The sequence below is a fragment of the Nonomuraea sp. NPDC049684 genome (genome assembly GCF_044465345.1).
GTDB lineage: Bacteria > Actinomycetota > Actinomycetes > Streptosporangiales > Streptosporangiaceae > Nonomuraea.
In genome coordinates this window covers 184,911-208,945 of sequence record NZ_JBITLO010000009.1, presented here as the reverse complement: position 1 = coordinate 208,945, position 24,035 = coordinate 184,911, and the positions used below count along the sequence as shown (strand labels likewise).

Sequence of the window (24,035 nt, the reverse complement as noted above, 5' to 3'; positions counted from 1 at the left end):
GGTTCACCCCTCCGGCTCGGTCAGCGCCCGCGCGTCGTTGCCGACGATCGGGTTGCGCACGCTGCCGAGGCGTTCGGCCTCGACCTCGACGACGTCGCCGGGCCGCAGCAGCCACGGAGGGGTGCGCGCGTAGCCGACCCCGGCGGGCGTGCCGGTGGCCAGCAGGTCGCCGGGCCGCAGCGTGAACGTGCGCGAGATCAGGGCCAGCGTGTCGCCGACGCCGTAGACCATCTCGTCGGTACGCCCGTCCTGGACGACCTCGCCGTTCACCCGGGTCCGCAGCCGCAGCCCGTCGCGCAGGTCACCGACCTCGGACGCGGGCACCAGCGGGCCGAGCGGGCCGGAACGGTCGGCGTTCTTGCCCAGGATCCACTGGCTGGTGAGCTTCTGCGCCCTGCGCGCGGTGAGGTCGTTGAAGACCGAGTAGCCGGCGACCGCGGCCAGCGCCTCCTCCGGGCCCGCGTCCACCAGCGGCGCGCCGACGTACGCGACGACCTCGCCCTCCCAGTCCAGGCCGTCCTCGCCCGAGGGCACCGGCACCGGGACGCCGCCCACGGTCAGCGACCGCGTCCAGCGGGCGAACAGCGTCGGGTGCGGCGGCACGCCCTCCCCCGCGTGGGAGCCCTCGGCGACGTGCCTGAGGTAGTTGAGCCCGACGCAGATCACCCGGGCCTCCGGCAGCACCGGCGGCACGAGGGTGACCGACGGGACCGGGACGCGCTCGCCGGCCGGCTCGCGGGCCAGGAAGGCGGCCGCGCCGGCCCAGAACCGCTCCAGCGGGGCGAGGACGGTGACCTCGGTCCCGTCGTCCGACAGCGCGCCCGCCTCGACGCCTCCGGCGGCGTTCCTGCGGATCCCGACGATCCTCATCGCTCATCTCCTCAAGGCGGCGAAAAACCTGCTAAAGGTTCGCAGGTTTTGTGGTTGGATCCGGACTATGCCCTACTTCTCCTCGCCCGGACAACCGCCCGCGCTCGGGCAGGGCGCTGGCACGCGGGCCGAGCGGCTGGCCGCCGCGCTCGACGAGCGGATCAGGTCGCGCGGGCTGGGCCCCGGCGAGCCGGTCGGCACGCTGGAGTCGCTGCGCGCGGAGACGGGCCTCGGTTACGCCACCGTCAGCGAGGCCGTCCGGCTGCTGCGCGACCGGGGCGTGCTGGAGATCCGGCCGGGCCGCGGCGGCGGCCTGTTCGTCGCCGATCCCGGCCCGGTGGTGCGGCTGCGGCACACCCTGCTCGGCGTCGCCGAGGAGCCGGGCACGGTCGCCGACGCCGTCGAGCTGCGCGACCACCTGGAGGAGCTGATCGACGTCGGCGCCGCCCGTCATCGCACCCGCCGGGACGTCGCCGACCTGCGCCGCCTGCTGCGGCGGCTGCGCGCCGCGCCCGGCTGGGACGCCTTCATGCGCGCCAACTGGGCCCTGCACGAGCGCATCGCCGCCATCAGCCCGAACGCCATGGCCCGGGCCGTCTACCTCGGCACGCTCGGCCATCTGGGGGCCGCGTCCGCGCGTCCCGACGACGCGGCCGGCGCCGGGTACCGCGAGCTGCGCCACCAGATCCACGCCGACCTGGTCGAGGCGATCGCGGCCGGCGACGAGAGCGCCGTACGGGCCGCCGTCGCCCGGCACAACACCACCGTCTGAGACAGACCGGAGAGCCCCTCATGCCCGGTGAGTTCCGCCAGTACCTGTTCCCGCACGACCACCCGCGGCTGGCCGGCGTACGCGGCCTCGACCCCTACGCCTACCGCGAGCTGGCCAGGAGACCGGGGACGTTCACCGGCGGCCTGATCGAGGGCTGGACCCCGCTGTACGGGAACGATTTCCGCGGCGTCACCGAGGACGGCGTCCTGCGGGACGGCCTGTACCCGCTGACACCGGCCGCCCCCGGAGAGGAGGCGCCGGTCGCCGCGATGGTGTCGGCCGCCCGCGACCTGCTGGCCTGCCTGGACGACGAGGACCGCGAACGCCTCTCGCACGAGGCCGACGCCGTGGCGTGGCAGACCTGGGCCAACCCGGAGTTCATGCAGTTCGACACCGGCCTGCGGCTGGACCTGCGGCCGCCGGCCGTCAGGGAGAAGGCGCTGGCGCTGGTGGACGCATCGCTCTCGCCCGAGGGCGGCCGGCTCGTCCGGGCGGTGATGCAGGTCAACGGCTTCCTGGGCGAGGTCGTCGGCCTGGAGACGATACTCAACGAGTTCAGCTACAACTTCGCCCTCTACGGCACGCCCGGCCCGCGGGCCCCCTGGGGCTGGCAGCTCTACGGCCACCACTGCGCGCTCAACTGCCTGGTCGTCGAGGGCCGCATGGCGCTGTCGCCGGTGTTCCTCGGCGCCGAGCCCGACGAGATCGACGCCGGTCCGCACGCCGGCCTGCGCGACCTGTTCGCCGACCGGGTCGCCCGCGGCCTCCGGCTGATGGCCGCCCTGCCCGAGGAGCGGCGCCGGCAGGCCGTCGTCTACGAGCGCATGGTCGATCCGGCGATGCCCGAGGGACGGGTGCACCCGGGGGACGAACGCCACCTGGCCGGGGCGTTCCAGGACAACCGCGTGATCCCGTTCGAGGGGGTGCGGGTCGCCGCCATGCCCCCGGCCGCCCGGGAGCACGCGCTGGCCGTCGCGGAGTCGTTCGTCGGCCTGCTTCCGGCGGGGCCGCGCGCCGCCCGGGTGCGGGAGATCGCCGCGCACCTCGACGAGACCTGGTTCTGCTGGATCGGCGGCCACCGGCCGGGGGACGTCTTCTACTACCGGCTGCAGTCACCGGTGATCGTCGCCGAGCTCGACCACCACCGCGGCGTCTTCCTCGACTACGACACGCCCAAGCCGTTCCACGTCCACACCGTGCTGCGCACGCCGCACGGCAACGACTACGGCCGCTCGTGGGTGCGGCAGTGGCAGGATCAGGGCTCGGGCTGGAGGTAGACGACCGTGGACATCGGGACGCGTTCGCGAATGCGCTCCTCGGCCTTGGCCAGCGCCTCGGCGACGGCGTCCCCCTGCTCGGCGACGGTGACGCGGGCGGCCACGAGCAGTTCCTCCGGGCCCAGGTGCAGGGTGCGCAGGCGGGTGAAGGAGGCGACGGCGTCGTCCTCGCGCAGGGCCTCCTCGATGGCCCGCTGGACCTCCGGCGACGCCGACTCACCGATGATCATGCTCTTGGTCTCGGTGGCCAGGGTGACGGCCACGATGATCAGGAGCACGCCGATGGCGATCGAGCCGATGCCGTCGTAGACCGGGTCGCCGACGACCAGCGTGAGCGTGACCCCGACGAGCGCGAAGGCCAGCCCGATCAGGGCGGCGGTGTCCTCCAGCAGCACCACGGGCAGCTCGGGGGCCTTGGCCTCGCGGATGTAGCGCAGCCACGACCGGCCCCCGCGGGCCCGGTCGGCGTTGCGCACCGCCGTGCGCAGGGACAGCCCTTCCATGACGATCGCGCCCACCAGCACCCCGATCGCCCACGGCCAGCTCTCCAGCGGCTTCGGGTGGCTGATCTTCTCGTACCCCTCGTACAGGGCGAACAGGCCGCCGCCGAAGAACAGCACGACCGAGACCAGGAAGGCGTAGAAGTACCGCTCGCGCCCGTGGCCGAAGGGGTGGGACGGGGTGGGCCCGCGCTTGGCCCGGGACTGGCCGAGCAGCAGCAGCCCCTGGTTGCCCGAGTCGGCGAAGGAATGGATGCCCTCGGCGAGCATCGAGGACGAGCCGGTGAAGAAGAACGCCACGAACTTGGTGACGGCGATCCCCAGGTTGGCGGCCAGCGCCGCGTAGGTCGCCTCCTGCGAGCCCCCCTTACCGCTCACGCCGGCCCCGCAACGGGTGCTCGTCCAGGCTGTCGCGTCATCACGTTCCTCCCGTGCCGGTGAGCTGTCGGATGCGTGCCTTTGCCCCGTGGGCCCGCGGGCACACCTTGATCCGGCGTCCGAATGGACATGCACAACGTGCATTGATGCGCGTCGTGCATCTTTGTAGGGTGGAACGGCCCGCCCCCGCGAGAACAGGACGTGCCGATGAGCGACCGCAGCCCGACCGGCGACTCCCCCGGCGCGAGCCCCACGGCGATGCGCCGGATCCTGCCCGCCGACCTGGTCGAGCGCGGCGGATGCCCGTTCGACCCGCCGCCGGGCCTGCGGGAGCGGCGCGGCCAGGGCCCGGTCCGGCCGGTGGAGCTGCTCAACGGCGCGCGGGCGTGGCTGGTCACCGGCTTCGACGAGGCCCGCACCGTCCTGTCGGACGCCCGCTTCAGCGCCGACCGGATCCGTCACCGCGAGGCCACGTCGCTGCAGCCGCACGAGGTGGCCGAGCAGGCGGCCGGCGCCCTTCCCGCGGGCCCGTCCGTCGAGAGCCGCGAGGACGGCTTCTTCGTGTTCATGGACCCGCCCGAGCACACGCGCATCCGCCGGCTGCTGACCGGCCAGTTCACCGTCCGGCGCATGCGGGAGCTGGAGGCCCGGGTCACCGAGATCGCGATCGAGCACATCGAGGCGATGAAGGCGGCCGGCACGGAGGCCGACCTCGTGCCGTCGTTCGCGCTGCCGCTGCCGTCGCTGGTCATCTGCGAGCTGCTCGGCGTCGACTACGCCGACCGCGCCGAGTTCCAGGAACGCACCTCCGTCGGCCTGAACGCCAACTCCACCGACGAGGAGCGGGCCGTGGCGGGCGTCGAGCTGTACGCGTTCATGCAGCGGCTGGTCGCCGCCAAGCGCGCCGAGCCGGCCGACGACCTGCTGTCGGGGCTCGTCCACGACGCCGACCCGCCGCTGACCGACGCCCAGCTCGTGGACATCGCCCTCGTCCTGCTCGGCGCGGGCCACGAGACCACCGCCAACATGCTGGGACTGGGCGCCTTCGCCCTGCTGGAGCACCCCGCCCAGCTCGCCGCCCTGCGGGCGGACCCCTCCCTCGTCGACAACGCGGTCGAGGAGCTGCTGCGCTACCTGAGCATCATCCAGCTCGGCGTCAGCCGCGTCACGACCGAGCCCGTCAGGCTGGGCGGCGCCGACCTGCCCGCCGGCGCGACCGTCGTGATCGCCACGCCCGAGGTCAACCGCGACCCCCGCCACTGGCCCGACGCCGACCGCTTCGACGTCAACCGCGCCCGCGTCCCCCACCTGGCCTTCGGGCACGGCGTGCACCAGTGCCTGGGCCAGCAGCTCGCCCGGGTGGAGATGCGCATCGGCTTCAAGGAGCTGATCACCCGCCTGCCGGACCTGCGGCTGGCCGTACCGGCCGGCCAGGTGCCGGTGCGCGACGAGATGCTCGTCTTCGGCGTGCACTCCCTGCCCGTCGCCTGGTCCTGACCGGGCGGCCGGCGCCCTCGCCCATAATGAGGACCGTGGCAGAGGAGGCCGGGGTGGTTCAGCTCGCATCGGGCGGCGGGGAGCCCGCGTCGCCCGGCCGCCGCGAACGCAAGAAGCAGGCCACCCGCGCCGCCCTCCGCGAGGCGGCGCTCCGGCTGGCCCTGCGCCACGGCGTCGAGAACGTGACCGTCGAGCAGATCGCCGACGAGGCCGACATCGCGCTGCGCACGTTCTTCAACTACTTCTCCAGCAAGGAGGAGGCGGTCGTGGCCTCGCTGGCCGCCGCCGCGCAGGAGCTCGTCGCCCGGTTCAGGGCCCGGCCGCGCACCGAGCCGGTCCTGCGCGCCTTCCGCGCGGCCGTGCTGACGGTCATGAACGAGAGCGAGGCCGCCGGTCGCGACCACGTCCGGGCGTTGCAGCTCGTCCGGTCGGCGCCCACGCTCGTGCCGCAGCAGCTGGCCGTGCTCGCGGCGCAGGAGCAGGCCCTGGCCGAGGCCATCGCCGAGCACATCGGCCACCCCGCCCCCGGGCGTCCGGGCGACACCGGCTATCCCCTGCTGTGCGCGGCCGCGGCCCTGACGGCGCTGCGCGTCGTCCTCGACCAGTGGCTCCGGCAGACCGCGGCCTCCGCGGGGCCGCCGGACACCGCCCTGCTCGGACGGCGCATCGACACGGCGATCGACCAGCTCACCGCCGGCCTCGACCACCCCGGACATCCCGGGCCTGCCAGGCGGCCGGCTGCGAGCTGACCTGTCCGGCGGGAGGATCCGGCGCTAGTGTCGGCAGTCTCCGGTGATGATCGACTTGGGAGGGCGTCGTGCGGCGTGTCCTGATCCTGCTGGCCCCGATCGCGGCCCTGGCCGCCGGGCTGACCGCCGGGCTGGTCGCCGCCCGGCGGCGCCTGGTCGTCGTCCGGATCAGCGGGGCGAGCATGCTGCCGACCTACCGCACCGGCGACCGGGTGCTCGTCCGCAGGACGACGGGGGCGGGCGTCGGGCGCGGGCAGGTCGTGGTGCTGCAGACGCTGCCGCCCGGGGGCGAGTGGCGGACCGGGCCGCTGCCGGCGCCGGGGGCGGCCATGTGGTTCATCAAGCGGGCGGTGGCCGTGCCGGGCGACCCGGTCCCGCCCGAGGTCGCGGGCCGGGTGGGGGCCTCGCCGGGCGACACGGTCCCGGCGGGCCGGCTGGTGGTCCTGGGTGACGGGCCGGTCAGCGAGGACTCGCGGAGGTGGGGTTACGTGCCGTTCGACCGGGTGCTCGGCGTCGTCGTGCGGGGGATGTCGCCCGTCCGCGGGTCCGGAGGGGCGGCCGGTTCGTAGCCCTGGGCCTGGAGGGTGAACAGGCTCGCGTACTCGCCGCCGAGCGCCATCAGCTCCGCGTGCGAGCCCTGCTCCGCGATCCGCCCTTCGGCGAGCACGACGATCACGTCCGCCTCCCGGACCGCGCCCAGCCGGTGGGAGATCAGCAGGCTGGTGCGTCCGGCGCGGTGGCGGCGCAGGCTCTGGTGGATGGCGTGCTCGGCCTGGGCGTCCAGGCCGGAGCTCGGCTCGTCCAGCACGAGCAGGTCGCGGCCCTTGCGCATCAGGGCGCGGGCCAGCGCGAGGCGCTGCCACTGACCGCCGGACAGCACCACTCCGGCCTGGGGGTCGTCCCGGTCGCCGAAGAAGATCCGGCTCAGCAGCGTGTCGTAGCCCCGCGGCAGCCCGGCGACCGTCTCGTGGACGCCGGCCAGCCGGGCCGCGTCCTCGACCCGCTCCCGGTCGCCGATCGCCGCGACGTCGCCGAGCCCGATGTTCTCGGCCGCGGTCAGGTCGTAGGACATGTAGTCCTGGAAGACCGCGCCGATGCGGCCGCGCAGCTCGGCGGGGTCCGTCTCGCGCAGGTCGACGCCGTCCCAGAGGATGGACCCGCGCACCGGGTCGTACAGCCGGCAGATCAGCTTGACCAGGGTGCTCTTGCCCGCGCCGTTCAGGCCGACGAGGGCGAGCGAGCCGCCGCGGGGGACGAAGAGGTCGACCCCGCGCAGCACCCACGGATGGGCGTCGTCGTACCGGAACCAGACGTCGCGCACCTCGATGCCCTCGCGCAGCGCCGGGACGGGCCGCGGCCGCCGCGGCACGGGCAGGTCGGGCGGGTCGGCCACCACGTCGAGGTAGTGCCCGAACATCAGCAGCGCGTTGTGCGCGTCCGCCGACTGGCCGACGATCGAGGCCAGCGCCGACTGCACCCCGGCCACGGCCGCGACGAACACGGCGACGTCGCCGACGCTCAGCGCGCCCGACGCGGCGGCGATGATCGCCCAGAGCAGGCCGGCCGCCGCGACGGCCGCCCCCACCAGCGACAGCACGCCCTGAATGCGCAGGGTCCGGCGGGCGAGCCCCTGCTCGGCGGCGTTGACCGCGCGCAGCTCGGCCAGCATCCGGCCGCGCAGCAGGTCGCCCAGGCCGAACAGGCGGATCTCCTTGGCCGCGTCGGGGCTGGTCAGCAGGCCGGCGAAGAAGATCTGCCGCCGGGCCCTGGAGCTGACGCCCCACATCATGCTCGCGCGCCGCCGGGACAGGTCGAGCTGGGCGCGGACCGACGGGATCGCGGAGAGCGCCACGACGGCGATCATCCCCGGCGCGAGCAGGGCCAGCGCCGCGGTGAACCCGGCGAGGGTGACGGCTCCCTGGGCGATCCCCAGGGTCGAGCGGACGATCCGCTGCGGCGCGTTCTGCCCGGCGTCCTGCGCCAGCCGTACGCGGTCGTGGAAGGCCGGGTTCTCGAACCGGCTCAGCCCCGGATGGGCGTTGACGGCCCGGAACAGCCGGTCCTGGATCAGCACCTGGAGCGCGCGGCGGAGCTGCTCCTGGGCGTACTCGGCGACCGCGGGCAGTGCCGCGCCGACCAGGCCGGTCACGCCGAGGGCCACGCCCGGCGGCAGCAGTTCGGCGGGCCCCGCCCCGGCGGCCAGGCCGTCGAGGACGAGCTTGGTCAGCCACGCGGCGGCCACCGGGACCAGCCCCATGAGCAGCACCGCGATCCCCGACCCCAGGACGGCGGCCGGATGCGCCCGCCAGGCGAGCGCCACGGCCGCGCGCGCCCGCCGCCCCCGGGATACGCCGCCGGGCCCGGCGGGAGGGGTCATCGGCGGGTGACCGCCGGCAGCCTGCCCGGGGCGGCCTCGGCCGCCACGACCACCGCGTCGCCGTCGACCAGGAAGAAGCTGGGGAACTGCGCGACCTGCAACGCCCTGCTCACCGGGCCGCCCATCGGCTCCACGACGACGGTGGCCGAGGTCAGCTCGCGGGTGAACCGCCGGGCCTCGTCCGGGTCGCCCGTGACCACGGCCAGCACCCGCTCGGGACGCGTGTCGGCGAGGTAGGACGTGAACTCCGGCAGCAGCTCGTGGCAGGACGCGCACTCGGTGGAGAACACCGCCACCACGGAGACGCCCGAGAAGAACGCGCGCGACACGGTCCCGCCGTCGGCGGTGGCCGCGCTGAACTCGCCGATCGTCGTGCCCGGCTGCACCGACGGGGGACGCGTCGGCCCCAGCTCCGACAGCCGCAGCGTGTGCGCGCGCAGGCGGCGGATCACCGCCAGCGTCAGCACCAGGTTCACCAGGCACAACAGTCCGACGATGACGACGGCGGCGACGAGATAGGGCATGCGGGCTCCTCAGGGGTGACGCGGTTGTGCGGCGAACAGGCCGGCGAGGTCGTCGAAACCCCACCAGGACGGTGCCGGCCGGCAGCACGCCGGCCCGCACCGTCCCGGGGACCGCCGGCAGATGGCTGTCATGGGAGATCGGGAGGGGCGTCCGTCAGCAGTAGTCGAAGCTGCCGCAGCTGACCGTGCCGCTGGAGTCGTGGTAGCAGCAGGTCCGGCAGAACTTGCCCTGGCAGCACCAGTCGGTCCAGCACGCGGCCGAGGCGTTCGCCGAGGGGAGGAGTTTGTCGAGGAGGCGGTCTCCCAGCTGGTTGAGTGCGCGGATCATGGCAGCTCCTTGCGTGGGGATCTTTACGCGATCAACGTCGCCCAGCAAGAGACCGGAGTTAACGGACAGATCGGCTGAGACTGGAGATGACTTTGAGCAGCAAGTGATCTTGACATTTCCGGGCTGATCTTTATCCGCACGTGGGCCGTCGGTTTCGTTCACTGTCCGTTCTGGTGGACCAGGGGGCCGGAGTTCTCGAACGCCGCGCGCGAGGCGTCCTTGAGCCATTTGGCCGCGCCGGCGGCTCTGGTGAGGTTCGTGTAGACGGCCAGGGTGCGGATCACGTACCGGCCGCGTCGCCCGGTCCACGAGTAGAGCTGCACGTCCCACCAGTTCGACGTGTAGCAGATGCCGGTCGACCCCGGCCCTGTCCGGGGGCACCGGATGCCCCACTCCTGCGCGTAGACGTTCCTGAGCCTTGAGTAGGCGGCGCCGGCCCGGCCCGAGTCCTTCAGCGGGACGACCCAGACGGTCGCCATGATGCGTCCCTTCGGAGCGCCCGAGCTGACGTAGACGCCCACGGCCATGTCGTCGCAGCGCGCCTTGCGCAGGGCGGACTTGACCCTGGCCACGGGCCACGGGCTCGGGCAGTCCTCCACCCCGGCCGCCTTACGGCTGAAACGCACCCCCTCGGCGCTCGTGAAGGACTGCGGGAGGAGGGCGTCTGCCGTGACGGGGGTCGGGTCCGTGCTCTCCTTGTCGAGGTCGGCGGGGGTGAACTCGGCCTCGCTCGGCTTTTCCGAAGCCGTCTGGGAGGGCGTCTGGGAGGGCGCCGGCGTCTCTGAGGGGTCCGGCCGGGAGGAGGCGGCGGCGGAGGGGCGGCCGGTCGGCAGCGCTCCCCGTACCGTGTTCTTGACCACGGCCCGTACGCCCACCACGACCAGCACCAGAGCGACCGCTCCAGCGCCGACGGCCAGGCCCACCCTCTTCGACCGGCCCCCGTCGCCGCCTCCGGCAGGCGGCGGCGACGGGACGTCCTGACCAGGCGGTCCGTGCGGGTCCGCCGGGCCGGGAGGGAGGTGCTCCCGCGTCGGCGGGTACGGCCGGAGGGCGGGCCGCTCGGCCTCCGGGATGCCCGTCGTCGCGTGCGCCGCGGGAGCGACGGGAGCGGCCGGCGGAGACTCGTCGCCGGTCAGGCGGCGCACCAGGGCGGCGGCGCCCGGCCGGGCCGCGGGGTCCTTGGCCAGGCAGGCCGCCAGCGCCGGACGCAGTTCCCGCGGCACGGACGACAGATCGGGCTCGCGGGTCAGGACGGCGTGCATGATCACCGGAAGGGCGTCCCCGCGGAAGGCCTGCCGCCCGGTGGCCGCGTAGATCATGGAGGTCGCCCAGCTGAACAGGTCGGCGGCCGGGGTGATCGGCTCTCCGCCGAACTGCTCAGGCGCCATGTAGACGGGAGTGCCCACCACGCTGTGCGTGGCCGTCAGGGCGGTCACCCTGGCGATCCCGAAATCGATCACCACGGGCCCTTCAGGACCCATGATCACGTTCTGCGGCTTGAAGTCGCGGTGGACGATCCCCGCCCGGTGGATGGCCGCCAGCGCGGTGAGCGTGGCCACCGCGAGCCGCTCCAGCCCGCTCCCCGACCGCGGCCCCTCGGTCCTGACCAGCAGGTCGAGCGACGGCCCCGGGATGTGCTCGCTGACGATGTACGGCCGTCCGCCCACCAGGCCCGTGTCCAGCACCCGCGCGGTACAGAACGGGGCAACCCGGCGGGCCGCCTCGGCTTCGCGCAGGAACCGGCGGCGCGCGTGCTCGTCTGCCGCGGCATCGGCGTGCAGCACCTTCACCGCGACCTGCTCGCCGGACGTGCCCTGCCCCAGGTAGACCGTTCCCTGACCGCCTCGTCCGAGCACGCCGACCAGCCGATAGGGACCGATCCGGGCTAAGTCTTCCGGCGTGAGCGCCTGCACAAGATCTCACCCTAGCGCTGGCCGGGCAGATCGCCCCAGTGTCCGACACAGTGGGTCAAGTCACTACGAAACCTTGTAGCCGTGCGCCTTCCATGTCGGCGCACTCGGGACGTCCGGCGGCCACCACGCACGACCTGCCGCACGCCTACGTGACCGCCCTGCCCGCCCACGCCACGCCAGGTTGCCGGTCAGGCCGCGCGGCGAGGGGACCGCGCGTGGCGGCGCTGAGCGGAACAGCGGTGGCGGCCTGGGCCGTGGCGAGCGGGGCCGGTCCGCTGCTCGCGAAAAACCGGTTCCGGTCCGGCGGACACTTTGCGACCATCGCACGGTGACAGATGAACCCGATCGTCAACCGTCGTCCCCCACCAGTCCGAAGCAGGTGCGCTTCGTCGAGCTGTCGAGCGCGGCGATGTCCGCTCTCCTCGACGGGGACCTGGCCACTGCCGGCCGGACGGCGGGGGTCGTTCTGACCGATTACTTCGTGACAGACAGAGCACGATGGCTGTGGCGGATCCGGATCGACCAGATGGCCGCCGACCCTGACCACGCATCCTGGATGGCACGGCAGGCGGTGACCGGCCCCGATGGCGTCGTCATCGGTCATGCCGGCTTCCACGGACCACCCGACGAGGCGGGCATGGTGGAGATCGGCTACGCGGTCGCCCCCGAGTTCCGCCGCCAGGGCTACGGCCGAGCCATCCTGATCGAGCTGCTGCGCCGAGCCGCGGCCGAACCGGCGGTCAGGACCGTACGGGCGACGATCAGCCCCGACAACGTCGCGTCCCTGGCCACGATCGCAGGCTTCGGCTTCGTCCAGGTCGGCGAGGACTGGGACGAAGAGGACGGCCGCGGCCTGATCTTCGAAGCCCCCGCCGACCACAGCCTCTGACTGCGAACCGCCCTCGTCCCGTCACTTCCAGCGGCGAACCCGGCTCGGCACGCGGCTCCTGACACGAAAAAAGAGCCCCGTGATCACTGAGGTCGATCACGGGGCGTCAGGGGTTACTTGGCGAGCTGGCGGGCGATCACCAAGCGCTGGATCTGGTTGGTGCCCTCGAAGATCTGCATGATCTTGGCTTCGCGCATGTAGCGCTCCACCCGGAACTCCCTGGTGTAGCCGTAGCCGCCGAACACCTGGACCGCGTCCGTCGTGACCTTCATGGCGGTGTCCGTGGCGACCAGTTTGGCCACGCTGGCCTGCCGGCTGTAGTCGAGGCCGGCGTCGCGGCGGCGGGCGGCGTCCAGGTACGTGGCACGCGCGCTGTCCACCCCCGCCGCCATGTCGGCCAGCAGGAAGCCGAGGCCCTGGTGGTCGATGATGCGCTTGCCGAACGTCTGCCGTTCCTTGGCGTAGGCGACGGCCTCGTCGAGGGCCGCCTGGGCCAGGCCGACGGCGCAGGCCGCGATGCCGAGCCGGCCGGAGTCGAGGGCGCTGAAGGCGATCTGCAGGCCCTGGCCCTCCTCGCCGATCAGCCGGGCGCCGTCGATGACGGCGCCGTCCCAGTGGGCGCTGGTGGTCGGCACGGCGTGCAGGCCCATCTTCTCCTCGGGACGGCCGAACGTGAGCCCTTCGGCCGCGCCGGGCGCGAGGAAGCAGGAGATGCGCTCGCCGGTACGGGCGAACAGGGCGTAGAAGTCGGCGATGCCGCCATGGGTGATCCAGGCCTTGTTGCCGGTGATGCGGTAGTCGCCGCTCTCGGTGCGCTCGGCCCGGCAGGTGAGCGCGCCGGCGTCCGAGCCCGCCTGCGGCTCCGACAGGCTGTAGCCGCCGACGATCCGCCCGGCCAGCATGTCGGGCAGCCAGCGGTCGCGCTGCTCGGGGGTGCCGTACGCGGCCACGGGGAAGCAGGCCAGCGTGTGCACGCTCGTCGCCACCGCGACCGCCGCCCAGCGCGCCGCGAGCTCCTCGATCACCTGGAGGTACACCTCGTACGGCTGCCCGCCCCCGCCGAACTCCTCGGGGTAGGGCAGTCCGAGCAGGCCGGCCGCGCCGAGGGTGGCGAACAGCCCCTCCGGGTACGTCTCCGCGCGCTCGTGCTCGTCGACCCGGCGCGCCAGCTCCTTGTCGGCGATGTCGCGGGTCAGCTCGATCAGGTCCTTGGCGTCCTGGTCGGGGAGCAGGCGGTCAACGGTCACGACGACTCCTTGGGTGCGGCTTCGGCGAGGCGGGCCAGGGCGGCCGCGGCCCGCTGACGGAACTCGGCGACGCGGGCGAGCTTGATGTCCTCGTACCCGCGGATCGACTCGGGAAGGCCGGCGATCTCGGTGACGGCGTCGATCGTGCCGGGGGTCAGCCGGGCGAGGGCGGCACGCATGAGATCACGATATTCGGTGATCAGTTCCCTTTCGACCCGGCGGACCTCGGCCTGGCCGAACACGTCGAGGGCGGTCCCGCGCAGCACGCGCGCGGCCCGCAGGCCGCGGAACAGCACCGGCGCGGAGCGGCGCAGCCGGATCTTGCGCTTCATGCCCATCGCACGCAGCAGCGGCGGGTGCAGCAGCACGGACACGACCGCGTCGGCGCCGTACTCGCGTTCGCGCCTGGCCTGCTCCTGGGGGTCGAGGTGCAGGCGGGCGACCTCGTACTCGTCCTTGTAGGCCATGAGCTTGTGCAGGGAGCGGGCGTAGGCGAGCCCGACGCGCGCGCCGGCCTCCTCCCCCGCGCGTCCGGCCGCCTCGGCGACCACGCGCCTGACGTCGCTCTCGTACGTACGGGCGTAGGTCTGGTTCTGGTAGCCGGTCAGGTCCGCCACCCGCAGGGCCAGCGTCTCCTCCAGGTCGGGCGCGGGCCGCTCGGCGGGTTCGGCGAGCGCGGCCCGGCGTACCGCCTCACGGTCGGCGACGGCGGCCCGGCCCCAGCGGAAGGCCGCGAGGTTCTGCTCGACGGCGGCCTTGTTGAGCCTGATCGCCGCCTCGATCGAGGCGGCCGAGACGGGCAGGCAGCCGTGCTGGTACGCCGCGCCGACGAGCAGCATGTTGGCCGGCATGTGGTCGCCGAACAGCGCCTCGGACAGCTCGTGCGCGTCGAGGTACAGGTTGTCCGCACCCTCCGTGGCGGACTCCAGCCTGACCACGGCGTCGGCCGAGGAGCCGGGCACGGTCGCCCGTCCGGTGACCATGGCGGCGGTGGGCACGATGGAGGTGTTGACGACGGCGACCGTCCGGCCGGGCGCGGCGACGGCGAGGTTGGCGTCGGCGGCGGCCCCGAGCAGGTCGAAGCCGATCAGCACGTCGGCCGTGCCGCGCGAGGCGCGCACCGAGCCGTCCACCGGCCGCTTGGCGATGCGCACGTCGCTGACGACCGGGCCGCCCTTCTGCGCGAGGCCGGTCTGCTCGATGCCGGCGGCGTGCAGGCCGTCGAGGTGGGCGGCCATCTGGAGGATCTGCGAGACCGTGACGACGCCGGTGCCGCCGATGCCGGGCATCCGGATCAGCGTCTCGGCGTCGCCGTCGAGCCTGACGACCGGCTCGGGCAGCCGCACGGGCAGCGGCGGCAGCTCGCGCGGCGCCCTGGTGCCGGGCTCGACCAGCAGGAACGACGGGCAGTCGCCCTTGAGGCAGCTCAGGTCGGAGTTGCACGACGGCTGGTGGATGCGGGTCTTGCGGCCGTACTCGGTCTCGACGGGCTGGACGGACAGGCACGTCGAGACGTCGCCGCAGTCGCCGCAGCCCTCGCAGACGCGCTCGTTGACCACGACCTTCGCCGTCGGGGTGGGCAGCTTGCCGCGCTTGCGCAGCCGCCGTTCCTCGGCCGCGCACTTGTCGTCGTGCAGCAGGACGGTCACGCCGTCCAGCGCGGCCAGCTCCCGCTCGACGTCGGCGAGGTCGTCGCGGTGCCGCACGGAGGCGATCGGCGCGAGCCGCACCCCGCGGTAGGTCTCCGGCTCCGGCGTGGTGATGACGATCCGGCGCACGCCCTCCTCGGCCAGCGAGCGCGTGAGCGCGGGCACGTCGAGCCGCCCTTCGGCGCGCTGGCCGCCGGTCATGGCGACGGCGTCGTTGTAGAGCAGCTTGTAGGTCATCGTCACCCCGGCCGCCACCGCGGCCCGCACGGCCAGGGAGCCGGAGTGGTGGAAGGTGCCGTCGCCGAGGTTCTGCACGAAGTGCCGGTCCCGGGTGAACGGCGCGAGCCCGATCCACTGGGCGCCCTCGCCGCCCATCTGGGTGATGCCGATCTGGGTGCCGCGGCCGTGCCCGTCCAGGGCGATCATGGCGTGGCAGCCGATGCCGACGCCGACCAGCGTGTCGTCGGACGTGCGGGTGGAGGAGTTGTGCGGGCAGCCCGAGCAGAAGTACGGCGTGCGCGCGGCGACCATCGGCAGCAGGCGGCGCGCGGCGGAGGCGGGCCTGGCCAGGTGGACGGTCCCGCGCGGGAGCCGGTCGGGGCCGAGGCAGGTGGCCAGGGCCTTGGCGACGTCCTCGGCGCCGAGGGTGCCGCGGGCGGTCAGCAGGTCCCGGCCCGACACGACGGGGGCGCGCTCGCCGCCGTAGAGGGCCTGCTTGAGCTGCCCTTCCAGGAACGGCACCTTGTCCTCGACCACCAGCACCCGGTCGAGGTCGGAGGTCATGGCGGCCAGGTCGGCCTCGGCCAGCGGGAACGGCATGCCGAGCCGGATCAGGCGCAGCCCGAGGTCCTCGGTGGCGCTCTCGTCCAGGCCGAGGTCGGCCAGGGCGCGCAGGACCACGGCGTACGTGGTGCCGGAGGCCAGGATGCCGAGCGTGGCGCGGGGGGCGTCGCGCATGACGCGGTTGAGCCCGTGCCTGCGGCCGTAGTCGCGGGCCAGTTCCAGCCTGCGGGTGAGCAGGTCGTACTCGGCGTCCAGGGCGGAGGGGCCGACCAGGATGGGCGACTTCCCGCGGTCGGCGTGGTCGGGGAGGGGGATGCCGTCATGCGACGCGCCCAGCTCGACGGTGGCCGAGGCGTCGGCGATGTCGGCGACGATCTTCAGGCCGGTCCACAGGCCGGTGGCGCGGGACAGGGCGACGGCGTGCAGGCCGAACTCGATGATCTCGGCGACCGAGCCGGGCGCGAGCAGCGGCATCGACAGGCTCTGGCACATCGGCTCGCACGAGCTGGGCACGGTGGAGGACTTGCAGCCGGGGTCGTCGCCGATCCAGGCCACCGCGCCGCCGAGCGCGGCGGTGCCGGCCATGTTGCCGTGCCTGATGGCGTCGGCGGCGCGGTCGAGGCCGGGGTTCTTGCCGTACCAGAAGGCGGTGACGCCGTCGTGGCTGCGGCCGGGGACCTGGCCGAGGAGCTGTGTGCCGGCCACGGCCGTCGCGGCCAGCTCCTCGTTGAGTCCGGGCCGGAAGACGACGCCGGCCTCGTCGAGGAAGCGGGCCGCGCGGCCCATCTCCAGGTCCAGGCCGCCCAGCGGGGAGCCCTGGTAGCCGGAGACGAAGGCCCTGGTGTTCAGGCCGCGGTCCCGGTCCAGGCGCCGCTGTTCAAGGGTCAGCCGGACGAGGGCCTGGATGCCGGAGATCAGCACCCGGCCGTCCGGCGCGGCGTACTTGTCGTCGAGCGACACGGTCGCGCTGTTCACGCTCACGCGAACCTCCTGGCGGGCAAAGCGTATGTGGGGTTCCCAGCACAGCAACGGAGAGCTACTGTGCGCAAGTATCAGACGCGAAACCACAACGAAGACGCAAATAATGTGAGCTGGGCGATTCTGGCGCAGAAGAACTTTGCGCCACCAAGGAGGATTCTCACATGCCGGACATCGACGACATCGACCATCAGGTGCTCCGGCTGCTGCGCGAGGACGGCCGCCGCACCTTCTCCGAGATGGCCGAGCAGGTCGGCCTGTCGGTGGCGGCGGTCAAGCGGCGGGTCGACCGGCTCAGGGAGATCGGGGTGATCACCGGGTTCACCGTCCAGATCGACTACGCCAAGCTCGGCTGGGGCATCGAGGCGTTCACCGAGCTGCGGTACCCGGGGACCACGCCGGTGGGCGAGATCGTCCGCACGGCGACGGACGTGCCCGAGGTGCAGGCCGTCTTCACCATCGCCGGCGACCCCGATGCCCTGATCCACGTACGGGTGCGCGACCTCGGGCACCTCCAGCAGGTCATCGACCGGCTGCGCCGGGCCGGCAACGTCACCGGCACCAAATCCCTGCTGGTCCTGGGCTCCTGGACGCGCGACGCCCTCACCTGACCGCCCGCGCCGCGCGTCGCCGGAGGGTCAGTTCACCCAGGCGTACTCCAGTTCGGGCAGCTCGAACCCCTGCCGGAAACGGCACATCCGCTCGTCGGTGCGGCGTGCGCCGTGCCGTTCGTAGAAGCCGACGGCCCGGGTGTTGGCCCTGAGCACCTCCAGGTAGACCTCCCGGCCGGGATGCTCGTCCGCCGCCCAGGCCAGTGCGTGCCGCAGCAGGCGCGATCCGGCGCCCGAGCCCGTGCTCCCCGGCCGCACGTGCAGGTTGTCGAGCAGGATCCGGCCGTCCGGGGCCGGCAGCAGGTAGGCGAAGCCGAGCAGTTCCCCGTCGTCGTCGTGGCCGACGAACAGGCCCGCCCCCCGGACGGGCGGGTCCAGCCGCTCCCGCCAGAGCGCGAGCCGGTCGTCGTCCAGGGGGCCGTTCAGGAAGCCGTCGGGCATGATGCCCGCGTAGGCCGTACGCCAGCTCTCCACGTGCAGCGCCACGATCGAGAAAATGTCATCAATTGTCCCATTCCTTATCAGCATGGCGGAGAGCATTCCACACCAGGACGGGCGCGGGCCGCGCCTCCATGGCCGATACGTAGATTTCCCGATGCTTTGCCCGCCGGATGTCCCTACTGTCGGGCCCATCCGAAGCCTTCCGAGCAAGGTGGGTTCATGCGCGCGCTGACCGTCCTCCTGTCCGGACTCCTGCTGGCCACCACCCTCCAACCGCCCGCCGTCGCCGCCGTCGCCGGGAAGGACGTCGCCGGGACGAAGCCGGGCCCCGTCGTCCCCGACGTCGTCTACCAGCGGGCCGACTTCGCCGCCGGCACCGGCGAGGGCACGTCCGCCGCCGACGGGCTGTCGTTCGCCTCGGCCGCCGGCACCACCTCCTACACCGACGCCCTGGGCACCAGGACGTGGGAGTACGCCCGCTGGACCGGCCCCGAGCGCACGGTCGGCTTCCCGGCCACCCAGCTGATCGCCTCCTGGACGGCCGACGTGCCCCAGGGGAGCTGGCTCCAGGTCGAGGCCAGGGCCAGGAACACCGCCGGGCTGAGCAAGTGGTACGTCCTCGGCCGCTGGTCCTACGCGGAGGGCGACATCCTGCGCACCTCCGTGGCCGGACAGGGCGACGCGGACGGGTCCGTCGCCGTGGACACGCTGGTGGCGGCGTCCGGGCGGCAACTGTCGGCGTACCAGCTCCGCCTGACCCTCTACCGCAGGCCGGGCTCGGCCGTGACGCCCCGGGTGCGCACGCTCGGCGCGATGGCCTCGAACGTGCCCGAGCGCAAGACCGTCCCGGTCAGCCCCGGCGGCGGGGCGTGGGGCGTCGAGCTGAACGTCCCGCGCCGCTCCCAGAACGTGCACGCGGGCCACTACCCCGAGTGGGACGGCGGCGGCGAGGCGTGGTGCAGCCCGACCTCCACCACGATGGTGCTCGGCTACTGGGACAAGTGGCCGAGCGCGCAGGACACCTCCTGGGTGGACCCGTCCGACCCCAACCCCGAGGTGGACCACGCGGCCCGCTACACCTACGACCACGCCTACCAGGGCGCCGGCAACTGGCCGTTCAACACCGCCTACGCCGGCCGGTACGGCCTGGACGGCTTCGTCACCCGCCTGCGCACCCTGACCGAGCTGGAGCGGCTGATCAAGGCGGGCATCCCGGTGATCACCTCGCAGTCGTTCAAGAAGGGCGAGCTGCCCGGCGCCGGTTACGGCACCGACGGCCACCTCATGGTGATCGTCGGCTTCACCGCGACGGGCGACGTGATCGCCAACGACCCGGCCTCCGCCAGTAACGACGCCGTCCGCCACGTCTATCCGCGCGCCGACTTCGAGAACGTGTGGCTGCGCAGTTCGAGCAGCGGCGGCGTCGCCTACGTCATCCGCCCGCCCGGCCACGCCCTGCCCCCCACGACGCCGGGCCTGCCCGCCAACTGGTGATCAGTCCAGCACCGGGTAGTTGGCGCGGAACACGCCCTGCGGGTCGCGCGACCGCTTGATCTCGCGCAGCCGGGCGAGCGCCGGCTCGGGGAACGCCTGAGCCGCCCGCTCGCCCGGCGACAGGAACGTGTACGGCTTGCGCCCGCTCACCCGGTCGCCCAGGGCGGCGACGACCGCGTCCTGTTTGGCCCGTACGGCCTGGCCCAGCTCGGGGCTGATCCCGGCCCCGAGCAGGTAGAGAAGGTACGGCTCGGCCAGCGCTCCCCCGGCGCCGCCGCCCGGCCGGGTCAGCGCCCCGCCCAGGTGCCTGACCTGCATGGCGACCAGCGGCCCGACCGGCTCGGCCAGCAGGATCTCCACGGCGTCGGCGTCCAGCCCGGTCAGCAGCTCGGTGCGGGCCACCGCGGGCGCCGGGTCGGTCGGCTCGGCGGTGATCGCGCCGAGGTCGGCCGTGGCCATGGCGGACCGGGTGTCGCCCAGCACGCCGTCGATCTTGGCGAGCCGGCCCAGCAGGTCCTCGGCCTCGGCCGCCTCGCCCAGGTAGGCCAGGTCCACGGTCACCATCGGGGGCGCCTTGGGGAACTGGACCCGGTTCACCCACAACGACAGCTCGGGCGGCGCGTCGGCGGTCAGCTCGCGGAAGGCCGCGAACACCTCGGCCTCCTGCCGGCCGGGCCACATGAGACGGCCGCCGTACAGGGCGCGCTCGGCGTACAGGTCGAACTCGACGGCGGTGACCAGCGCGAAGTCGCCGCCGCCGCCGCGCAGCGCCCAGAACAGGTCGGGGTCGCTCTCCCCGGTCACCCGCGCGGGCCGGCCCTCGGCGTCCACGACGTCGAAGGCGCGCACGCTGTCGGCCGCCCAGCCGTACCTGCGGCCGAACCAGCTCAGGCCGCCGCCGAGGGTGTAGCCGGTGACGGTGACGGCCGGGTTGCTGCCGGCCAGCCCGGTCAGGCCGTGCCTGCCCGCCTCGGTCTGCACCGCGCCCCAGCTCACGCCGGCGCCGGCGCGGGCGCGCCGCTCGGCCGGGTGGATCTCCAGCTCGTCCAGCCGGTCGGTGCGCAGCAGGATCACGCCGTCGGCGGTGCCGCTCGCGCCGTGGCCGCGCGGCTGCGCGGAGACGGTCAGCCCCTCCTCGCGGGCATGGCGGACCAGGGCGCCCACGTCGGCGGCGTCGGCCGCCTCGACCACGGCGGCCACCGGCTGGGCCACGGTCAGGTTCCACGCCCTGGCCGCCGCCTCGAAGCCCTCGTCACCGGGCAGCCACACGCGTCCCTCGACCGCGGTGCGCAGCTTGTCGTACGTCATCGTCCACTCCTTCATGAAGACTCACCACCTTGACGACGCGGGCCGCGGAAAGGTGACAGACCATCCGGAAGATCGCCCCGGGGACATGCCGGCGGGGCCCCCGCGCGCGCCGCGCCGAGGCCCCGCACCGTGCCCTGACGGGCTTAGGATGCCGCCATGGTCGCCCTTCGTCGTCGCCCAGCCGCCTGTATGACGACCCGGCGCGACGAAAGGTGACCGATGAACGCGCAAGCCGACCTGGCCGGCCACTTCGACCAGGCCAGGAGCCATCTGCGGGCGGTGGCCCACCGCATGCTCGGCTCGGCCGACGAGGCCGACGACGCCGTCCAGGAGACCTGGCTGCGGGCCGCCCGCGCCGGCACGGGCGGGGTCGCGAACGTGCCCGGCTGGCTGACCACGATCGTCGGCCGGGTCTGCCTCGACATGCTGCGCGCCCGCGGGCGCAGGGGCGAGCAGCTCGTCGAGGGCGAGCGGTTCGACCAGGTGAGCGTCCATGACGGCGATCCGGCCGACGCCGCGGTGCTGGCCGACTCGGTCGGGCTCGCCCTGCTGGTGGTCCTCGACACGCTGAGCCCCGCCGAGCGGGTCGCGTTCGTGCTGCACGACCTGTTCGCCGTGCCGTTCGAGGAGATCGCGCGGATCGTGGCGCGCTCCCCCGCCACGGCCAAGAAGCTGGCCAGCCGGGCGCGGCAGCGGGTGCACCGCATGCCCGTCCTGCCCGCCGCCGACCACGCCAGGCAGCGCGAGCTCGTGGCCGCCTTCCTCGCCGCGGCCCGCGCCGGCGACCTGGACGCCCTGCTCGCCGTGCTCGACCCCGACGTGCTGCACCGGTCGGACGCGCCGGGGTCGGGCGGCGAGCGGCGCGGCGCCCGACCGGTGGCGCAGGGCACGCTCACCGACTCCGGCCGCGCGCGCTTCGCCGATCTCGTGCTCGTCGACGGCAGGCCGGGCATCGGCGTGCTGCGCGGCGGCCGGCTGTTCCTGGTGCTGCGCGTCAGGACGGACGGCGAGCGCATCACCGAGATCGACATCGTCTCCGACCCGGCCCGCCTGGCCGCCCTCGACCTCGCCCTCGACCTCGCCCTCGCGCCCTGACCGGTCAGGCCAGCCGGGGCACGAGCCGCAGCGCGTTGCCCGCGTACACCTGTTCCAGGACGTCGCCGGGCAGGTCGAGCCCGGAGATCGTCCACCGGCCCATCAGCGGCGGGTCGTCGAGGGAGTGCGCGAACGCCTCGTCGTCGGTCTCCATGAACCGGAAGTGGATCCGGTAGACGTCCGGGTGCGGCGGGATCTCGTCGGTGCCGAACAGCACCCGGCCGGGGTGGCGGAGCAGGAGCGCCCGCGCGGCGCGCGGCTGGCGTCCCAGCTCGGCGACGCGCGCCGCGATGTCGATGTGGAAGTTCGGGTACGCGTCCAGCATCCGGCCGGCGAACCCCAGGTTCTCCGGCCAGCACCCGGCGTGCACCCCGATCACCGTCGTGGCCGGATGCCGGGCCACCATCGACTCCATGGCCTCCATGAGCCGCTCGAACGGCGGGAACCGCGGCCCGGAGAAGTTCCAGTCGGGCCGGGCGGCCAGCAGTTCGAGGCGTTCGTTGCGCTCGTCCACGGGCTGGAAGAAGGCGACCGGGTCGGCGGTGTGCAGGGCGATGGGGACGCCCGCCTCCCCCACGGCGGCCCACAGCGGGTCCAGCCGGGGGTCGTCGAGCATGACCAGCTCGTCCCGGTGGTCGCGCACCCGCAGCCCGACGTCCTTCCACACCTTCAGCCCGGCCGCGCCCTCGGCGACCGAGCGGCGCAGCTGGGCGGCCAGCCGCTCGCCGAAGCCGGGCGTCGCGGTCTCGGACCAGTCGACGTGGCAGAACGTGGCGAACCGGCCCGGATGGGCGGCGTCGTAGCGTTCGAGGTTCTCGGCCAGCTCCCGGCCCCAGCGGCCGTCGAGGTTGACCATGCCGCGCAGGTTGAGCTCGTCCATCATGCCGATCAGGGCGGGGACGTCCCCGACCATCCAGCCGCCGTCCTCGGTCAGCCAGCGGCCGAGGTGGATGTGGGCGTCCACCACGGGCAGCCGGGCCCGGCCGACCTCGTGCACGGCCACCCGGAGCTGCGACACCGGACGGTAGCGGGACAGCGGCAGGCCGGCGTCGGGCAGGGTCACTTCCTGATGCCTTCGGGCAGCAGGTCGCCGTGGGCCTCGATGAGGGCGTCCACCAGCTCGCGGACCTTGCGGACCGGCAGGGTGGCGGCGGTGTTGGGGTCGAGCAGCGCGGCCTGGTAGACGTGGTCGCGCCGCCCTTCCAGGGCCGCCTTGACGGTCAGCTCGCCGACGCTGAGGAAGGCCCGGTTGAGTGCGGCGACCTGGGCGGGCAGCTCGCCGACGGGCAGCGGCCGCACCCCGGACCCGTCGACGTGGCAGGGCACCTCGACGGTGGCCTCAGGGGGCAGGTTGGAGATCAGGCCGCCGTTGCGCACGTTGCCGTGGATCAGCCTGGGGGCGCCGGTCTCCATCGAGTGGATGGCCAGCGAGGCCAGCTCGTCGCCGCGTTCGATCGGCACGCCCCGGCCGGCCTCCAGCGAGCTCTTGTACTGCTCGTACTCCTCGTAACCCTCGGCCAGCCACTCCAGGTAGACGTTGATCGGGATGCGGTACCGCTCGACCTCCTCGGCGTGCGGCAGGAACCACGGCAGGTACTCCGAGCCGTGCTCGGAGGACTCGGTCGGGAAGTAGCCGAAGTTGCGGTAGACCTCCACGCGCACCCTCCGCCGCAGCTCGGGGTCCTGCTCGATCAGCTCGTCGAGCCGCCGGTAGAGGTTCTCGCCGTCGCGCTCGAAGCGCAGCACGAACGCCTGGTGGTTGACGCCCGCGGTGAGGAAGGAGATCTCCTCCTCCGGGACGCCGACCATGGCGGCCAGCGTGCTCTGCGTGTCGCGGGCGGCGTGGCAGACGCCCACGACGTTCTTGAACGGGGTTCCGGCGTAGACCGACCAGGGGATCATCGACATCGGGTTGGTGTAGCTGAACAGCACCGAGTCGGGGGCGAGCTCGGCCAGGTCGTCGCCGATGCCGACCATGACGGGGATCGTGCGCAGGGCGCGGAAGATGCCGCCGATGCCCAGGGTGTCGCCGATCGTCTGGCGCACGCCGTACGCGGCGGGGATCTCCAGGTCGCGCCGGACCGCCTCCAGTCCGCCCACCGCGATCTCGTTGATCACGTAGTCGGCGCCCTCGACGGCGGGCCGGCGGTCGGCGTGCGCCTCGATCCTGGCGCCGATGCCCAGCTCGGCGACCATCCAGCGGGCCATCGCCGCGGCGGTGTCGAGCCGGGCCCTGTCGATGTCGTGGAGCACGATGGTGGACTCCGACAGTTCCGGAAATGTCAGGATGTCGGAGAGAAGGTTCTTGGCGAACGTGATGCTGCCGGCGCCCACCAGGACGATGCGGGCCATGGA

General features: G+C 73.6%; 21 protein-coding genes. 9 read left to right on the top strand and 12 right to left on the bottom strand.

The window, feature by feature from the left end:
* Positions 1-3 precede the first annotated feature (3 nt).
* Complete coding sequence (locus ACIBST_RS27610; protein ID WP_397175756.1) at positions 4-870, bottom strand: fumarylacetoacetate hydrolase family protein; 867 nt, start codon at positions 868-870, stop codon at positions 4-6.
* 67 nt (positions 871-937) lie between these two features.
* Here ACIBST_RS27610 and ACIBST_RS27605 point away from each other — a divergent pair, with 67 nt between their 5' ends.
* Both ACIBST_RS27605 and ACIBST_RS27600 read left to right on the top strand, forming a co-directional pair.
* Positions 938-1,642, top strand: coding sequence for a FadR/GntR family transcriptional regulator (locus tag ACIBST_RS27605; protein ID WP_397175754.1), 705 nt, complete (start codon positions 938-940; stop codon positions 1,640-1,642).
* 20 nt (positions 1,643-1,662) lie between these two features.
* Positions 1,663-2,919 (top strand): DUF3500 domain-containing protein, encoded by a 1,257-nt coding sequence (locus ACIBST_RS27600; RefSeq protein ID WP_397175752.1) that lies wholly within the window; start codon positions 1,663-1,665, stop codon positions 2,917-2,919.
* Here the strand turns inward: ACIBST_RS27600 and ACIBST_RS27595 are convergent.
* Complete coding sequence (locus ACIBST_RS27595) at positions 2,898-3,797, bottom strand: cation diffusion facilitator family transporter (protein ID WP_397175750.1); 900 nt, start codon at positions 3,795-3,797, stop codon at positions 2,898-2,900. The two genes, ACIBST_RS27600 and ACIBST_RS27595, sit on opposite strands and share 22 nt — an antisense overlap.
* 207 nt (positions 3,798-4,004) lie before the next feature.
* Between ACIBST_RS27595 and ACIBST_RS27590 the strand changes: the two genes are divergently transcribed.
* The 3 genes from ACIBST_RS27590 to ACIBST_RS27580 all read left to right on the top strand — a co-directional run bounded on the left by ACIBST_RS27590 (position 4,005) and on the right by ACIBST_RS27580 (position 6,612).
* Positions 4,005-5,294 carry a cytochrome P450 gene (locus ACIBST_RS27590; RefSeq protein ID WP_397175749.1) on the top strand — a complete coding sequence of 430 codons (1,290 nt, stop codon included), beginning with the start codon at positions 4,005-4,007 and terminating at the stop codon, positions 5,292-5,294.
* A 53-nt stretch (positions 5,295-5,347) separates the two neighbouring features.
* A complete protein-coding gene (locus ACIBST_RS27585) occupies positions 5,348-6,043 on the top strand; it encodes a TetR/AcrR family transcriptional regulator (RefSeq protein WP_397175747.1) in 696 nt (231 codons plus the stop codon).
* A gap of 68 nt (positions 6,044-6,111) precedes the next feature.
* Positions 6,112-6,612 carry a S26 family signal peptidase gene (locus ACIBST_RS27580; RefSeq protein WP_397175745.1) on the top strand — a complete coding sequence of 167 codons (501 nt, stop codon included), beginning with the start codon at positions 6,112-6,114 and terminating at the stop codon, positions 6,610-6,612.
* On the opposite strand, the gene ACIBST_RS27575 is transcribed toward ACIBST_RS27580, so the two are convergent.
* The 4 genes from ACIBST_RS27575 to ACIBST_RS27560 form a co-directional block, all read right to left on the bottom strand.
* Entirely contained in the window at positions 6,528-8,420 is a 1,893-nt protein-coding gene (locus tag ACIBST_RS27575) for an ABC transporter ATP-binding protein (protein ID WP_397175743.1), read from the bottom strand. The two genes, ACIBST_RS27580 and ACIBST_RS27575, sit on opposite strands and share 85 nt — an antisense overlap.
* Complete coding sequence (locus ACIBST_RS27570; protein ID WP_397175741.1) at positions 8,417-8,944, bottom strand: TlpA family protein disulfide reductase; 528 nt, start codon at positions 8,942-8,944, stop codon at positions 8,417-8,419. Before ACIBST_RS27570 ends, ACIBST_RS27575 begins: the two co-directional genes overlap by 4 nt.
* Before the next feature lie 154 nt (positions 8,945-9,098).
* A complete protein-coding gene (locus tag ACIBST_RS27565) occupies positions 9,099-9,272 on the bottom strand; it encodes a hypothetical protein (protein WP_352318817.1) in 174 nt (57 codons plus the stop codon).
* A 158-nt stretch (positions 9,273-9,430) separates the two neighbouring features.
* Positions 9,431-11,185 carry a protein kinase gene (locus tag ACIBST_RS27560; protein WP_397175740.1) on the bottom strand — a complete coding sequence of 585 codons (1,755 nt, stop codon included), beginning with the start codon at positions 11,183-11,185 and terminating at the stop codon, positions 9,431-9,433.
* Between the two features lie 328 nt (positions 11,186-11,513).
* Between ACIBST_RS27560 and ACIBST_RS27555 the strand changes: the two genes are divergently transcribed.
* The gene (locus ACIBST_RS27555; RefSeq protein ID WP_397175738.1) at positions 11,514-12,074 is read left to right on the top strand and encodes a GNAT family N-acetyltransferase; all 561 of its coding nucleotides are present in this window, start codon (positions 11,514-11,516) and stop codon (positions 12,072-12,074) included.
* A gap of 113 nt (positions 12,075-12,187) precedes the next feature.
* On the opposite strand, the gene ACIBST_RS27550 is transcribed toward ACIBST_RS27555, so the two are convergent.
* Together ACIBST_RS27550 and ACIBST_RS27545 are read right to left on the bottom strand one after the other, a co-directional pair.
* The gene (locus ACIBST_RS27550) at positions 12,188-13,321 is read right to left on the bottom strand and encodes an acyl-CoA dehydrogenase family protein (protein WP_397175736.1); all 1,134 of its coding nucleotides are present in this window, start codon (positions 13,319-13,321) and stop codon (positions 12,188-12,190) included.
* Positions 13,318-16,734, bottom strand: coding sequence for an indolepyruvate ferredoxin oxidoreductase family protein (locus ACIBST_RS27545; RefSeq protein ID WP_397175735.1), 3,417 nt, complete (start codon positions 16,732-16,734; stop codon positions 13,318-13,320). Before ACIBST_RS27545 ends, ACIBST_RS27550 begins: the two co-directional genes overlap by 4 nt.
* Before the next feature lie 161 nt (positions 16,735-16,895).
* On the opposite strand from ACIBST_RS27545, the gene ACIBST_RS27540 reads away from it, so the two are divergent.
* Positions 16,896-17,342 carry an Lrp/AsnC family transcriptional regulator gene (locus ACIBST_RS27540; RefSeq protein WP_357979480.1) on the top strand — a complete coding sequence of 149 codons (447 nt, stop codon included), beginning with the start codon at positions 16,896-16,898 and terminating at the stop codon, positions 17,340-17,342.
* A gap of 27 nt (positions 17,343-17,369) precedes the next feature.
* Here the strand turns inward: ACIBST_RS27540 and ACIBST_RS27535 are convergent, their stop codons facing one another.
* Positions 17,370-17,828, bottom strand: a complete 459-nt coding sequence (locus ACIBST_RS27535) for a GNAT family N-acetyltransferase (RefSeq protein ID WP_397175733.1) — start codon at positions 17,826-17,828, stop codon at positions 17,370-17,372.
* A 174-nt stretch (positions 17,829-18,002) separates the two neighbouring features.
* On the opposite strand from ACIBST_RS27535, the gene ACIBST_RS27530 reads away from it, so the two are divergent.
* Positions 18,003-19,277 (top strand): C39 family peptidase, encoded by a 1,275-nt coding sequence (locus tag ACIBST_RS27530; RefSeq protein WP_397175731.1) that lies wholly within the window; start codon positions 18,003-18,005, stop codon positions 19,275-19,277.
* On the opposite strand, the gene ACIBST_RS27525 is transcribed toward ACIBST_RS27530, so the two are convergent.
* Positions 19,278-20,585, bottom strand: a complete 1,308-nt coding sequence (locus tag ACIBST_RS27525; RefSeq protein ID WP_397175729.1) for an FAD-binding oxidoreductase — start codon at positions 20,583-20,585, stop codon at positions 19,278-19,280.
* A gap of 219 nt (positions 20,586-20,804) precedes the next feature.
* On the opposite strand from ACIBST_RS27525, the gene ACIBST_RS27520 reads away from it, so the two are divergent.
* Positions 20,805-21,680, top strand: a complete 876-nt coding sequence (locus ACIBST_RS27520) for a sigma-70 family RNA polymerase sigma factor (protein WP_397175727.1) — start codon at positions 20,805-20,807, stop codon at positions 21,678-21,680.
* Between the two features lie 4 nt (positions 21,681-21,684).
* Here the strand turns inward: ACIBST_RS27520 and ACIBST_RS27515 are convergent, their stop codons facing one another.
* Both ACIBST_RS27515 and melA read right to left on the bottom strand, forming a co-directional pair.
* The gene (locus tag ACIBST_RS27515) at positions 21,685-22,743 is read right to left on the bottom strand and encodes an amidohydrolase family protein (protein ID WP_397175725.1); all 1,059 of its coding nucleotides are present in this window, start codon (positions 22,741-22,743) and stop codon (positions 21,685-21,687) included.
* Positions 22,740-24,032 (bottom strand): alpha-galactosidase, encoded by a 1,293-nt coding sequence (melA, locus tag ACIBST_RS27510; protein WP_397175723.1) that lies wholly within the window; start codon positions 24,030-24,032, stop codon positions 22,740-22,742. The genes ACIBST_RS27515 and melA overlap by 4 nt, the downstream gene beginning before the upstream one ends.
* Positions 24,033-24,035: the final 3 nt, after the last annotated feature.

Excerpts from the sequence above, each read along its gene's own strand:
- ACIBST_RS27565 (WP_352318817.1), bottom strand. The coding sequence starts at position 9,272 with ATGATCCGCGCACTCAACCAGCTGGGAGACCGCCTCCTCGACAAACTC.
- ACIBST_RS27570 (WP_397175741.1), bottom strand. The coding sequence starts at position 8,944 with ATGCCCTATCTCGTCGCCGCCGTCGTCATCGTCGGACTGTTGTGCCTG.
- ACIBST_RS27520 (WP_397175727.1), top strand. The coding sequence starts at position 20,805 with ATGAACGCGCAAGCCGACCTGGCCGGCCACTTCGACCAGGCCAGGAGC.
- ACIBST_RS27575 (WP_397175743.1), bottom strand. The coding sequence starts at position 8,420 with ATGACCCCTCCCGCCGGGCCCGGCGGCGTATCCCGGGGGCGGCGGGCG.
- melA (WP_397175723.1), bottom strand. The coding sequence starts at position 24,032 with ATGGCCCGCATCGTCCTGGTGGGCGCCGGCAGCATCACGTTCGCCAAG.
- ACIBST_RS27530 (WP_397175731.1), top strand. The coding sequence starts at position 18,003 with ATGCGCGCGCTGACCGTCCTCCTGTCCGGACTCCTGCTGGCCACCACC.
- ACIBST_RS27525 (WP_397175729.1), bottom strand. The coding sequence starts at position 20,585 with ATGACGTACGACAAGCTGCGCACCGCGGTCGAGGGACGCGTGTGGCTG.
- ACIBST_RS27610 (WP_397175756.1), bottom strand. The coding sequence starts at position 870 with ATGAGGATCGTCGGGATCCGCAGGAACGCCGCCGGAGGCGTCGAGGCG.
- ACIBST_RS27540 (WP_357979480.1), top strand. The coding sequence starts at position 16,896 with ATGCCGGACATCGACGACATCGACCATCAGGTGCTCCGGCTGCTGCGC.
- ACIBST_RS27605 (WP_397175754.1), top strand. The coding sequence starts at position 938 with ATGCCCTACTTCTCCTCGCCCGGACAACCGCCCGCGCTCGGGCAGGGC.
- ACIBST_RS27590 (WP_397175749.1), top strand. The coding sequence starts at position 4,005 with ATGAGCGACCGCAGCCCGACCGGCGACTCCCCCGGCGCGAGCCCCACG.
- ACIBST_RS27600 (WP_397175752.1), top strand. The coding sequence starts at position 1,663 with ATGCCCGGTGAGTTCCGCCAGTACCTGTTCCCGCACGACCACCCGCGG.